This window comes from Hymenobacter sp., assembly GCF_036388155.1.
Classification (GTDB): domain Bacteria; phylum Bacteroidota; class Bacteroidia; order Cytophagales; family Hymenobacteraceae; genus Hymenobacter.
Window position 1 is genome coordinate 1 of the sequence record NZ_DASVSI010000118.1, and the last position, 12,204, is coordinate 12,204.

Here is a 12,204-nt window from a genome sequence, read left to right on the forward strand (position 1 = left end):
CATGGGGGAAAAGCGGTCGGTCAGCAATTTCCTGCGCATTCACCGCTCCTTCATCGTGGCCCTGGACAAGATTCGGACCTACAGCGCCCGCCACATCGAAATTGCCCAGCAAGAGCTGCCCATCGGCCCGCTGTTCCGCCCCCGGGTAGAGGAGGTGCTGGGCTAAAGCGTCAGCCAGAACGGCATTGCAGGGCTCCGGCGTTGCCACGCCCAACTGCTTGCTTATGTGCGCTTCCGGGCCCACGAGCGCCCCTGTACCAAAGTAAGAGCTTGACCGCACTACTCTCCAGGTAATATTATCTGGTTCGAGCAATAAGATTTTGGCCATAGCGGGGTAGTGAGTACGGCTTGATTTTGAGAACAAAAGCTTAGGCCCACGGTTCAGTACGAGCAATTCGGCAAGTGACTCGGGATAAGCTAAACACTATCCTTTGCTAGGTGCTGGCGTAGAGAGAACTGATGACTCACGCTACGCCTGCCCGCTTCCTCGGCTCCCACGAGGCCATTGCTACTTTTCCTTTTTCCCCGGCTAGCACCGCGCCACGTCGCGGACGCCACGCGCAGCTGCTGCAGCGGCAGTTACCGCCGCCGCGCGCGGCCCTGCGGGCAAGCGTTATCATTCCCGCCAAAAACGAAGTAGCCAACCTGCCCGCCACACTTGCAGCTTTAGCCGCCCAAGTCGATGCCGACGGACGCCCCTTGCCGCCCGACAGCTTTGAGGTAATTGTGCTGGCCAACAACTGCACCGACGCCACCGCGGCCTTGGTGCGCCGGCAAGCGCGGCGTTTCCCCCAGCTGGTGCTGCACGTGGCCGAATTGTGCTTGCCTGCCACCAAAGCCCACGTGGGCTGCGCGCGCCGCCTGCTCATGGACGAAGCCTGCGCCCGGCTGGAACTGATGGGCTGTCCCGGCGGCGTGGTTGCCAGCACCGACGCCGACACCTACGTGGCGCCCACTTGGCTGGCCGCCATTCAGGCCGAAATTGCGGCCGGGGCCGATGCCGTGGGCGGCCGCATCCTCACCGAAATGGCGGGCGCCGCCCTTTTGCCGCTGCGCCGCATTCAGGTGCGCGACGCAGCGTACGGCCAACTCTGCGCGCGGCTGGAAGACCTGCTTGACCCCGCGCTGGCCGACCCGTGGCCGCGGCACCACCAGCACTTTGGGGCCAGTTTGGCCCTCACCGTTCGGGCCTACCGCAAGGTGGGCGGACTGCCCGAAGTCCGTTTCCTGGAAGACGAAGCCCTGTGCCAGGCCCTGCGCCGGCTCGATTTGACGGTGCGCCACAGCCCCTTGGTGCAAGTGCTCACCTCGGCCCGCCGGCAGGGCCGCGTGGAGGTGGGCCTTTCCTGGCAGTTGCGCGAATGGCTGCACATGAGCCGCCAGCAGCGCGAGCCGCACGTGGACAACCCCGCCCAACTGGCCACGCTGTGGCAAGCGCGGCGCCAGCTGCGGGCGTACTGGAACAGCCATCCGGTGCTCACGCACCCGGCGCTGGCGGCCGGGCTGGGCGTGCGGGCCGGCGCGCTGCTGGCCCGCACCCAAACGGCGGCCACGTTCGGGAAACTCTGGGAATGGGCGCTTCGGCAGAGCCGGAACACCGCCGTGGATGTCCTGCCCTTGTCGTTGGCCTTGTTGGCGCTGCCGCGGCTAATCAAGCATTACGAGTTTATAGCCAATGATTTGGCCTTAATCAGCGTCTCTCCAGCAAGTCAAGCCGATAGTTTTCGTGCCGTTGCTTAGCTACATGAAGCAATGGTGCTTGTTCCTCCGGGGCTGTTTTGGCAAGGAAAAACTCGTGCACGTCGTCGCCGGTCAGGGGGTAGTCGTGGACGGGCGGCGTCCAGTGCACCAAGAGTAGCTGGCCACCGGGCCGCAGGGCGCCAATGAGCCGGCCGGCCGCACGGCCCAAGTCAGCAGCCGACCAATAATAACCCACTTCCGACACCACTATCAAATCGAATAATTGGCTGGGAAACTCCTCCGGCACGTGCATCAGCTGCAAGTCAACCTGCGGCAGGTTGGCGCACCGGGTCCGGGCTTGGGTCAGGGCGGCTTCACTCACGTCCACGGCCAGCAGGTGGCCGCAGCGCAGCGCCAATTGCGCCGTGAGCACCCCCAGCGAACAGCCTATTTCAAAAGCTTCCGCGTAGTGCAGCCGAGGCAGCGCGGCCAGCGTGGCGGCGTATTTCTCCCGTTCGTAGGGGCTGGTTTCGAAATTCCAGGGGTCGCGGTTGGCTTGGTACACCTGGTCGAAATAATCCGAGCGTAGCGTGTGGGGCTGGTTCTCGTTCATGTTGTTACTGCTTCGAAAAAGACTTCGTACGGCGTTTCGAAATGGGCCAGCATTTCCGCCGAAAGCAAAAAGCCGGAAGGGTCGTCGGTGAATATGCCGGGCGCTACCTGCGAGCGGTGGGCCGCAACGGCGCGCAGCTTCTGGCCCAGTCCCGCTTCGATGTTTACCCGAAAGCCCTGCACGCCGTCGGCGGCGGTGGGCAAGTCCTCTAGCTCGGCGCGCTCCCAGGTCCACACCACGTACTCGAGCCGGCGCGGCGGCTGCGGCATGGCCAGTAGCGCGGCTTGCACCAGCCGGCTGGTGGCGCGGTGGTCGGGGTGGGGGTCGCGCCGCCAGGGCACCAGCACCGTGGCCGCCTGTTGCTCTTCCAGAAACGCCCGCAGCCGTTTCACTGCTGAGCTAAAGCCGGGCTCATCAGTTGTGGCGGGCACCTGGCCGTCGGGCAGGCCCAGGAGCAGCGACTCGGCGCCGTCGCAGCCGAGCAGGGTGAGCGCGTGGCGAAACTCCGCTTCGCGCACGGCTTGCCGCGCTGCCGCCGAAAACAGCTTGGAGGCGGGGTGCGACATGCTGCCATCGCTCACCAGCACTGCAGCCACTGGCAGGGCCTCGCGTCGCAATAGGGCCAGCAGCCCGCCACAGCCCAGCGCTTCATCGTCGGGGTGCGGTGCCACAATTACTGTGGAACCCAAGCCCGCGGCAAAGCTGGCTGGGCGCAACGGGTATTCAGCAAAAGGAAGGGTGTTTTCGGCCAACGTGCAGCGGCTTTGGTACGGGCCTAGTTGATGAAGTTGTGGCCCTCCAGCACAAACCGGCCGGCATCGGCTACGGCGCCGTCGGGCGCGGGCTGGCGGAGGTAGTGGGTCAAGTCGCGGTGCAGCCGCTCGAAGGCCAGGGGCTGGAGCAGGCCCCGGGCGCCCACGCTGCGCTCGGCCAGCTGCAGCATGTCGAGGCAAATTTTTTCGATGGCCGTCCGCATCATGTTGGCATAGGCCACGGTGGCTTCGGCTTCGGTAGGGGCACTTGCGCCGGGGCGGGCGGCGTGTGCGGCCGCGCCGCGTACCCACTGGTGGCCGCTTTCCAGGGCAATGGCCATTTCGCCGAGCCGCTGGCGCTGGTAGGGGTCATCGGTGCGGCCCAGGCCGCGCAGAAAGTTGCGCGTTTCTTCAAAAACCGCTTCGGCCCCGCCCAGCTGCACGGCGGCAAACCGAATGGCTCCGCCGCTGAACGCCGGCTGGCGGTAATAGTCGTTGGGTGCCCCAACCAAGTCCTCGGGCCCAATTTCCAACCCGGTCAAATCGGCGCGGAAGCTCGCCGTGGCCCGCATGCCCAACGGCCGCCAAAACGAGCGGTCGAGCAGCGGGGGCTGGCGGTCGGCTGGCAGCACAAACATCTGCCAACCCTGTCCGTTCGGTAGCGCTCCGGTGATGAGCGGCCGCGCCAAGTGCCCCGCCCCCGAGGCAAACGTTTTGGCGCCGCGCAGGCGGTAGCGGCCCGTGGGCAATAACTCCAGGTGCACGCCATCGGCCGGAATTTCGGTGTTCCACACCCCAAATAGGCGGCCGGCGCGGGCATCGGCCGCGTAGCGCGCCACCTGCGTAGCGCTGCCCAACTGCTGAATAAGCAAAAGCGCATTTATGTGCCCTTCGTATACGCGCCCCACCGCCAAGTTTCCCCGCCCAACGTGTTGCAGCGTGCGCAGCAGGGGCAAGGTAGCAGCAGAGGTATTCAGCCCGGCCCCACCAACCATAGCGGGTAAGGCCGCTGTCAGCAAGCCGACTGCGTGCAACCACTCGAATTCCTTGGTCGGGAACGAGCCCACCACGTCGGTTTCGCCGGCTTGAGCAAACAGCCGCGGGGCGAGCCGAATGGCTGCCGCTTCGGCCTGGGCCGGAGTGGCCACGGCGTGCAGCTTGGGCGGTGCTGCCGGCTCGGCCGTAGGTTCGGCTGGCTCGGCGCTAGCGCGAGGTAGGAAATCCAGGGACATGACGTTGCGGAAAGGTGGGAGGAGGAATAAGCTATACCGTTAAAACCGCTCCATTGTTCAGGTAAAGCCGTATTGACGAGGTTAACCGAAGGGGGGTAACAATTCGGTAACATGAGCGCCCGACACTCGCCGGGCGGCCGCCGTACCTTCGCGGCGGCAATTGTGCCCACCTAATTCTGTTCGTTTATGTCGTCTCGCCCCATTCGCGCCGCGTTGCTTTCCGTGTATCACAAAGACCGGCTTGCGCCCCTTGTGCAAGTGTTGCGGCAACACGGCGTGACGCTGTACTCCACCGGCGGCACCCAGAAATTTCTTGAAGAAGAAGGCGCCGCCGTGACCGCCGTGGAAGACCTGACGGGCTTTCCCGAAGTGTTCGGAGGGCGCGTAAAAACCCTGCATCCCAAGGTGTTTGGCGGAATCCTGCACCGGCGCCACGACGAGGGCGACCTGGCCCAGGCCGAGCAGCACGGCATCCCGCCCATCGATTTGGTGGTGGTCGACCTCTATCCCTTCGAGGAAACCGTGGCCAGCGGCGCCGAGGAAGCCGACGTCATCGAGAAAATTGACATCGGCGGCATTTCCCTGCTGCGCGCCGCCGCCAAAAACTACCGCGACGTGCTGGTAATCAGCAGCCGCGACCAGTACGCCGCCGTCACGGAGCTGCTCACTGTCAAAAACGGCAGCACCGACCTGGAAGACCGCCGCCACTACGCCGCCGCGGCTTTCGCCACGACTTCGCACTACGATACCGAAATTTTTGGCTACCTCAGCCAGCACACAGAAGTAGCCGGCACCGCGCTGCGCATCAGCGCTCAGCCCGCTACCCCCTTGCGCTACGGCGAGAACCCCCACCAAGCCGGCACCTTCTACGGCGACTTGTCGGCCCTGTTCGACCAGCTGCACGGCAAGCAGCTTAGCTACAACAATCTGGTGGACGTGGACGCCGCCGTGGCCCTGATGGCTGAGTTTGTCCAGGGCGAGCCCGCCTGCGCAATTCTTAAGCACACCAATGCCTGCGGCGTGGCCCAAGCGTCCACCCTGCGCGACGCCTACGTCAACGCCCTGAGCTGCGACCCAACCTCGGCGTTTGGTGGCGTTATCATCGTCAACAAGGAAGTAGACGCTGCCACGGCGGCGGAATTGAACCAGCTATTCTTCGAGGTGCTGATTGCCCCTGGATTCGCCGCCGACGCCTTGCCGGTGCTCCAGAGCAAGAAAAACCGTATTCTGCTGCTGCAAAAGCCAGTCGAGTTTCCCAAAAAGCAAGTGAAAACGCTGCTCAACGGCATCATCGAGCAGGACGCCGACCTCCAGAGCGAAGGCCCCAACGATTTCCGGACCGTCACGCAGTCGGCGCCCACCGACGCGGAGGTAGCCGCCCTGGAGTTTGCCGGCAAAATTTGCAAACACACCAAAAGCAACACCATCGTGCTGGCCCGCGCCGGCCAGTTGCTCGCCTCGGGCGTCGGCCAAACTTCCCGCGTCGATGCCCTGCGCCAAGCCATCGAGAAAGCCCGCGCCTTCGGCTTCGATTTGCACGGCGCCGTGATGGCCTCCGATGCCTTCTTCCCCTTCCCTGATTGCGTAGAGATTGCCGGGGCAGCCGGCATTCGGGCCGTGGTGCAGCCCGGCGGCTCCATCAAAGACGCCGACAGCATCCGGGCCTGCGACGAGCTGGGCATGGCCATGGTGCTCACGGGCGTACGCCACTTCAAGCACTAGGCCAGTTATTGAAAGGCGGAGGTTAGCTGTAGCGCGAACTTTGTAGTTCGCGTGCCCGCGCCGTTAAAACCGTTCGAAAGTATCCGCTGGGCACGCGAACTACAAAGTTCGCGCTACTGTACACGGCCTCCGAATTTGCTCCAAGCTTTCGGCCCGGCTGCCTTCTGTTAGTGCGAGGTCGAAGACCGTGGCAGTCGCTCTGTAAGTACCTGGCACTTGAATGATATGAAAAGCCCCGGCACTGCGCAGTGCCGGGGCTTTTTGGTAAAAAAGCTTTATCAATTTAGACAGATGCTCGGCGAGACTGGGGCGAATTGATTCGGTTCCGCCCCGCAGTGGCAAAGGGCAGCCGGCCCGGAAGTTATGCTTAACCTCCGCCGAAACCTTCCGTACCTTTGCCCATTATTCTGCTCAGCCCACTACTTGGGCTCCGCCTTATTGCAGCTAACTCAATGGGTTTCTTTAATTTCACCAGCGACATCGCCATCGACTTGGGCACGGCCAATACGCTAATCATCCACAACGACAAAATCGTGGTGGACGAGCCGAGCATCATCGCCAAAGACCGCACGACCAACAAAGTCATCGCCGTGGGCCGCCAGGCTCAGCAGATGCACGAGAAAACGCACGACAACATTCGCACCATCCGTCCGCTCAAAGATGGGGTGATTGCCGACTTCCATGCCGCCGAGGAAATGATTAAGGGCATGATTAAGATGATTGACACGCGCAACCGGTTGTTTCAGCCCTCGCACCGCATGGTCATCTGCATCCCGTCGGGCATTACGGAGGTGGAGAAACGTGCCGTTCGTGACTCGGCCGAGCACGCCGGCGCCAAGGAAGTGTGGATGATTCAGGAGCCCATGGCCGCCGCCATCGGCATTGGCATCGACGTGGAGCAGCCCATTGGCTCCATGATTATTGACATCGGAGGCGGCACCACCGAAATCGCCGTCATCGCGCTTTCGGGCATTGTGTGCGACCAGTCCATCAAAACGGCCGGCGACGTCTTCAACCAGGACATTCTCGACTACATGCGCCGGCAGCATAACCTGCTCATTGGCGAGCGGTCGGCCGAGCGCATCAAAATTGAAGTGGGCGCCGCCCTCACCGAACTCGACGTGATTCCGCCCGACCACGAAGTGCGTGGCCGCGACCTAATGACTGGCATTCCGAAGGTTATTAAAGTCACGTTCTCGGAAATCGCCATTGCCCTCGACAAGTCAGTGGCCAAAATCGAGGAAGCCGTGCTGAAGGCCCTCGAAATCTCGCCGCCCGAGCTGTCGGCCGACATCTACGAAAACGGCATTCACCTCACCGGCGGCGGGGCGCTGCTGCGCGGCTTGGACAAGCGCTTGGCCGCCAAAACCAAGCTGCCCATCCACATTGCCGAAGACCCGCTGCGCGCCGTGGTGCGCGGCACGGGCAAGGCCATTAAGGACATTAAAGCCTTCAGAGGCGTTCTGCTCACTTAAGTTGTATGAGCGATGAAGCATGAGGAAGGAGGAATTGCCAGCAGGTAGTTCTTCCTTCCTCATGCTTCATTCTTACTTAAAAGAAACCCCGTGCGGAATTTATTTCTTTTCCTGTTTCGCCTTCGCGGGGTGCTGGTGTTTGGCTTGTTGGAAGTAATTAGTTTGTATTTGTACGTCACCAACAATTCTTACCAGCGAGCGGCTTTCTTCAGTTCGGCGAATGCTTACGCCGGAGTAGTGCTGGAGCGCCGTTCGCAGATAATCGATTACTTCCACCTGGCGGAAATGAACCAGCAGCTGGCTGTCGAAAACGCCAGCCTGCGCCAGCAGCTGTACCCGCCCGACACCGTCGACCGCGAAGCCGATTCGGTGGCCGTGCCCCCGGACCGCGCCGATTCGCTGAAGCGGGTGCGCTACCAGCCGCCCGCAGCCCGGCCCGATACAATACTGCTCGGCCAGCAGCGCATTGCCGCCCGCGACCCAAGTTATCCACTTATTCCGGCCCGAGTTATCAACAATACGCTTCGCGATGTGGATAACTACCTCACGTTGAACGTAGGCAGCGCCAACGGCGTGCGGCCGGGCTTGGGCGTTGTGGCCGCCAATGGCGTGGTGGGCCGCGTGAAAGTGGTGAGTGCGCACTACGCCACGGTGACCAGCTTGCTGCATTCCAAGACCAGCATTGCCTCCAAAATCAAGCGCGACGGCACGTTTGGCACCATTCGCTGGCTGGGCGACGACCCCACCCACGCCTCGCTCGAGAACGTGCTGCGCGAAACCCGCCTGGTGAAGGGCGACACCGTGGTGACGTCGGGCTACAACGCCGTTTTCCCCGAAGGCATTTTCATCGGCACAATTGACTCGTTTGTGAAAGAGCCCGACAAAAATTTCTGGACTGTGCGGGTGCGGCTGAACGTCAATTTTGCCAACCTCAACTACGTGTACGTGGTGACCCCCCGGCCCCAGGCCGAGCGCGACACCGTGGAAGTGCGGGCGGGCGCAAAGCCGAAGGGAGGGACGCGGCCATGAGCAGTGCGCGTTTCTTAGTGGTTCAGCTGCTGCGCTTTGCGATGTACGCGGGCGTGCACGTGCTCCTGATTAGCCGGCTGGTGCTGTTCGATTTGGGCTGGTGCTTTTTTTACCTGGGCTTTCTGTTGTTTCTGCCCATTTCCACGTCCATCGTGGTGCAGCTGCTGCTGTCCTTCGCCATGGGCCTGACCATTGACATCTTCTACGACACCGGTGGGCTGCACGCGGCGGCGGCCGTGCTGCTGGGGTTTGTGCGCCCGTGGGTGCTGCGCCTGCTCACGCCGCGCGACGGTTACGACAGCTCCGACACCGTGAACGTGCACCAGATGGGCTGGCAGTGGTTTGGCGTATACATGTCGTTGCTGGTGCTGCTGCACCACGCGGCGTTCTTCCTGCTGGAGCTGGGCAGCTTCCGCCACATCGGCCTCACGCTGGGCAAAATGCTGGTGAGTGCACTCTTTACCAGCCTCGCGCTGTTGATTGTGCAGCTGTTGTTCTTTCCGGTCCGGCGGGGGCGGAATTAGTGATAAATTGTTAGGGGTCAGTGATAAATGAATGGTGACGTGCTGAAAATAAAAATCATCTGAATTTGCGATTTGAATTGTTCGCCTCTTTCAATGCCTACAAGCTGTCAAGAAGGAATACGTATTGGCGAAACAATTGCTGCGCTGCGAAACCTCGGTGGGCAGCAGATTAGAGAAGCCGGGCACGCCGAAAGCAAAGCCGATTTTATCCACAAAACGGCTGTGGCTCAAAAGGAAATCAACGAAACAATGTGCCGGTTGGAGTTACTGGCCGCTACGGATTATCTCACGGTTAATGAAGCAGAAAGTTTGCGCACAGATGCAGTCGAACTCCTAAACATGCTGACTAGCACCATCAAAACCGCCAAAGCAAACCTCAAGGCTCATTAACCATTAACCGCTAATCATTAACCGTTAAAATGCAGTACCTGGAAGGCCGCAAATACGTGGTGCAAGGCATCTTTTTGGTGGTTGTCCTCATTTTTCTTGCCCGCCTGTTTTTCATGCAGGTGCTGGACGGTACGTACAAGCTCGCGGCCGACAAAAACACCCTGCAGCGCCTCGTGCAGATTCCGTACCGCGGCCTGATTTACGACCGCAAAGACCAGCTGCTGGTGCAAAACACCCCCGTGTATGACCTGGTGGTGGTGCCGCGCGAGGTGAAGCAGCTCGACAGCGCCCGCTTTTGCCAGCTCTTGCAAATCCCCATCGAAGGCCTGCGGTCGAGTTTGGTGGCAGCGAAGAAGTACTCCCGCAACAAGCCGTCGCCGGTGGTGCAGAACCTGACCACACCTGATTTGGCCGCCATTCAGGACAACCTAATGGACTTTCCGGGCTTTCGCATCGAGCCACGCATGGCCCGCGCCTACCGCACGCCCAACCTGGCCCACGCTTTGGGGTACGTAGGCGCCATCACGCCCGCTTTCTTGGAAAAGCCGAAATACGCCAAGTATCGCCCCGGCGAGAACATCGGCATTTCGGGACTGGAGTCGTATTACGAGCCGATTCTGATGGGCCGGCGCGGCGTGCAGTACAAGATGGTGAACGTGCGCGGCATCGAAAAAGGCAAGTTCCGCGACGGCGAATTCGACACGCTCTCCGTGGCTGGACAAGACCTGCACCTGAGCATCGATTTGGAGTTGCAGGCCTACGCTGAAAAGTTGCTGGCCGGCCGGCGCGGTTCCGTGGTGGCCATCGAACCCAAAACGGGCGAAATCCTGGCCTTCGTGTCGGTACCCAACTACGACCCGCAGCAGCTGACGGGCAAAGGCTCGGGCAACCGGTACATGGACCTGCTCAATAACCCTGACCGACCGTTGTTCAACCGCCCGTTGATGGCCACGTACCCGCCGGGCTCGGTCTTTAAGCTGGTGAACGAGCTGGTGGCGCTGCAGCTGGGCGTGGTGTCGCCCAACACGCCGTTCGACTGCAACCAGAAGCTGGTGCGCTGCACCCACCGCCACGAGCCGCCGCGCAACGTGAGCATCGCCATCAAGCAGAGCTGCAACCCGTATTTCTACCAGGTGATGCGGGCCGCCGTGGTGCGGGGCCAGTCGCCCGACCGGTTTGAAGACGCTCACCTGGGGCTGGGGCAGTGGCAGAAGATGGTGAAGTCCTTTGGGCTGGGCGAGAAGCTGGGCGTTGACATGTCGCAGGAAAAACGCGGCCTTATTCCTTCGCCGGACTACTACGACAAGCGCAAGAAAACCCGGCGCTGGAACTTCAAAACCGTGTATTCGCTCAGCATTGGGCAGGGCGAAATTGGCATCACGGGCCTGCAAATGGCCAACGTGCTGGCCACCATTGCCAACCGGGGATACTATTACACGCCGCACTTCGTGCGGGGCATTGGCAACGGCGGCCCGATGCCGCAGTTCCGGGAGCGGCACTACACGGCCGTCGACACGGCGCTGTTCAAATACATCATCCCCGGCATGCAGATGGTGGTCGACGGCAACGGCGGCACCGGCAACCTGGCTTCGTTGTCGCAGTTTGGCATTTCGGTGGCCGGCAAAACCGGCACCGTGCAAAACCCGCACGGCTACGACCACGCCACCTTTGCCGCCTTTGCTCCGGTGAACGACCCCAAGATTGCCATTGCCGTGTTCATCGAAAACAGCGGCTTTGGCGGCACCAGCGCCGCCCCGGCAGCCGGCTTGATGATTGAGAAGTACCTGCGGGGCAAAGTAGCTACCCACCGCAAGCGCTGGGAAGACTGGGTGATGTACGGCGACTTCACCAAACACCTGCACTGAGGCACGGCCATGGGCGGAAGTTGTGACCCGCCGCCTGTCATCCTGAGCTTGCGAAGGACCTTATCAGGCTGGTACGACTGGTTCTGGCGTGGAAAGGTCCTTCGCAAGCTCAGGATGACAGGCAATTTTTGCCAACCTTTCGCTCTCTAAGCAAGTTCTCTCAAAAACAAAATCCACATGGAATCCCTACAAGGAAAAGTTGCCCTCGTGACTGGCGCAGGCAAAGGCATTGGCCGGGCTGTGGCCCTGGCATTGGCGGCCGAAGGCGTGAGCGTGGGCCTGCTGGCCCGCACCGACAGCGACTTGCAAGAAGTAGCCGCCGAAATCATCGCCGCGGGCGGGGCGGTGGCCACCGTAGTGGCCGACGTGGCCGACCGCACCGCCGTGAACATGGCCGTGGCCAAGATTCATCAGGACCTTGGCCCCATCGATATTCTCATCAACAACGCCGGCATCGGCAGCTTCGCGAAGTTCCTGGAGATGGAGCCCGAGCAGTGGGAGCACATCATTCAGGTGAACGTGTTCGGCACGTACTACGTGACCCGCGCCGTGCTACCCGACATGATTTCGCGCCAAACCGGCGACATCATCAACATTTCGTCGACCTCCGGGCAGCGGGCTGCCGCCGGCAGCAGCGCCTACAGCGCCTCCAAATTCGCCGTGATGGGCCTCACCGAAGCCCTGATGCAGGAAGTGCGCAAGCACAACATTCGCGTGACGGCCCTCACACCCAGCACTGTAGCCACGCCCTTGGCCATGAGCAACGGCCTCACCGATGGCAACCCCGACAAGGTGATGCAGCCCGAAGACCTAGCCGAATTTATCGTGTCGCAGCTGAAATTGAACCGCCGCATTTTCATTAAAGAGGCTGGCATGTGGTCGACAAATCCCTAATGTGAGCTTGTAGCGTGGTCGTACCCCG

The 12,204-nt window shown here is 61.6% G+C and carries 12 protein-coding genes; 9 read left to right on the forward strand and 3 right to left on the reverse strand.

Translation table 11 applies throughout. From position 1 onward, the window contains the following. Position 1 precedes the first annotated feature (1 nt). Together VF629_RS16090 and VF629_RS16095 are read left to right on the forward strand one after the other, a co-directional pair. Positions 2-166 carry a LytTR family transcriptional regulator DNA-binding domain-containing protein gene (locus VF629_RS16090; RefSeq protein WP_331059522.1) on the forward strand — a complete coding sequence of 55 codons (165 nt, stop codon included), beginning with the start codon at positions 2-4 and terminating at the stop codon, positions 164-166. A 293-nt stretch (positions 167-459) separates the two neighbouring features. Then, positions 460-1,740: a glycosyltransferase gene (locus VF629_RS16095; protein WP_331059511.1), complete on the forward strand. Its 1,281-nt coding sequence runs from the start codon at positions 460-462 to the stop codon at positions 1,738-1,740. On the opposite strand, the gene VF629_RS16100 is transcribed toward VF629_RS16095, so the two are convergent. From VF629_RS16100 to VF629_RS16110, 3 genes are read right to left on the reverse strand one after another with little or no spacing between them, the layout of a single operon-like run. Next, positions 1,691-2,293, reverse strand: coding sequence for an SAM-dependent methyltransferase (locus VF629_RS16100; RefSeq protein WP_331059512.1), 603 nt, complete (start codon positions 2,291-2,293; stop codon positions 1,691-1,693). The genes VF629_RS16095 and VF629_RS16100 overlap by 50 nt on opposite strands. Continuing rightward, positions 2,290-3,045 carry a PIG-L deacetylase family protein gene (locus VF629_RS16105; RefSeq protein WP_331059513.1) on the reverse strand — a complete coding sequence of 252 codons (756 nt, stop codon included), beginning with the start codon at positions 3,043-3,045 and terminating at the stop codon, positions 2,290-2,292. The genes VF629_RS16100 and VF629_RS16105 overlap by 4 nt, the downstream gene beginning before the upstream one ends. Positions 3,046-3,068: 23 nt before the next feature. Beyond that, the gene (locus VF629_RS16110; protein ID WP_331059514.1) at positions 3,069-4,277 is read right to left on the reverse strand and encodes an acyl-CoA dehydrogenase family protein; all 1,209 of its coding nucleotides are present in this window, start codon (positions 4,275-4,277) and stop codon (positions 3,069-3,071) included. Between the two features lie 186 nt (positions 4,278-4,463). Here VF629_RS16110 and purH point away from each other — a divergent pair, with 186 nt between their 5' ends. From purH to VF629_RS16145, 7 genes are all read left to right on the forward strand, one after another. Further along, complete coding sequence (gene purH / locus VF629_RS16115) at positions 4,464-5,999, forward strand: bifunctional phosphoribosylaminoimidazolecarboxamide formyltransferase/IMP cyclohydrolase (protein ID WP_331059515.1); 1,536 nt, start codon at positions 4,464-4,466, stop codon at positions 5,997-5,999. A gap of 452 nt (positions 6,000-6,451) precedes the next feature. Beyond that, positions 6,452-7,474: a rod shape-determining protein gene (locus tag VF629_RS16120; RefSeq protein ID WP_331059516.1), complete on the forward strand. Its 1,023-nt coding sequence runs from the start codon at positions 6,452-6,454 to the stop codon at positions 7,472-7,474. 90 nt (positions 7,475-7,564) lie between these two features. Next, positions 7,565-8,503 (forward strand): rod shape-determining protein MreC, encoded by a 939-nt coding sequence (gene mreC, locus VF629_RS16125; RefSeq protein WP_331059517.1) that lies wholly within the window; start codon positions 7,565-7,567, stop codon positions 8,501-8,503. Positions 8,504-8,520: 17 nt separating this feature from the next. Then, a complete protein-coding gene (locus VF629_RS16130) occupies positions 8,521-9,027 on the forward strand; it encodes a hypothetical protein (RefSeq protein ID WP_331059518.1) in 507 nt (168 codons plus the stop codon). Positions 9,028-9,120: 93 nt separating this feature from the next. Next, positions 9,121-9,417 (forward strand): four helix bundle protein, encoded by a 297-nt coding sequence (locus tag VF629_RS16135; protein WP_331059519.1) that lies wholly within the window; start codon positions 9,121-9,123, stop codon positions 9,415-9,417. Between the two features lie 29 nt (positions 9,418-9,446). Beyond that, positions 9,447-11,282, forward strand: a complete 1,836-nt coding sequence (gene mrdA / locus VF629_RS16140; protein WP_331059520.1) for a penicillin-binding protein 2 — start codon at positions 9,447-9,449, stop codon at positions 11,280-11,282. Positions 11,283-11,459: 177 nt separating this feature from the next. Then, positions 11,460-12,176, forward strand: a complete 717-nt coding sequence (locus VF629_RS16145; protein ID WP_331059521.1) for a 3-ketoacyl-ACP reductase — start codon at positions 11,460-11,462, stop codon at positions 12,174-12,176. Positions 12,177-12,204: the final 28 nt, after the last annotated feature.

Excerpts from the sequence above, each read along its gene's own strand:
- VF629_RS16090 (WP_331059522.1), top strand. The coding sequence starts at position 2 with ATGGGGGAAAAGCGGTCGGTCAGCAATTTCCTGCGCATTCACCGCTCC.
- VF629_RS16095 (WP_331059511.1), top strand. The coding sequence starts at position 460 with ATGACTCACGCTACGCCTGCCCGCTTCCTCGGCTCCCACGAGGCCATT.
- VF629_RS16100 (WP_331059512.1), bottom strand. The coding sequence starts at position 2,293 with ATGAACGAGAACCAGCCCCACACGCTACGCTCGGATTATTTCGACCAG.
- VF629_RS16110 (WP_331059514.1), bottom strand. The coding sequence starts at position 4,277 with ATGTCCCTGGATTTCCTACCTCGCGCTAGCGCCGAGCCAGCCGAACCT.
- purH (WP_331059515.1), top strand. The coding sequence starts at position 4,464 with ATGTCGTCTCGCCCCATTCGCGCCGCGTTGCTTTCCGTGTATCACAAA.
- VF629_RS16120 (WP_331059516.1), top strand. The coding sequence starts at position 6,452 with ATGGGTTTCTTTAATTTCACCAGCGACATCGCCATCGACTTGGGCACG.
- VF629_RS16135 (WP_331059519.1), top strand. The coding sequence starts at position 9,121 with ATGCCTACAAGCTGTCAAGAAGGAATACGTATTGGCGAAACAATTGCT.
- mrdA (WP_331059520.1), top strand. The coding sequence starts at position 9,447 with ATGCAGTACCTGGAAGGCCGCAAATACGTGGTGCAAGGCATCTTTTTG.
- VF629_RS16145 (WP_331059521.1), top strand. The coding sequence starts at position 11,460 with ATGGAATCCCTACAAGGAAAAGTTGCCCTCGTGACTGGCGCAGGCAAA.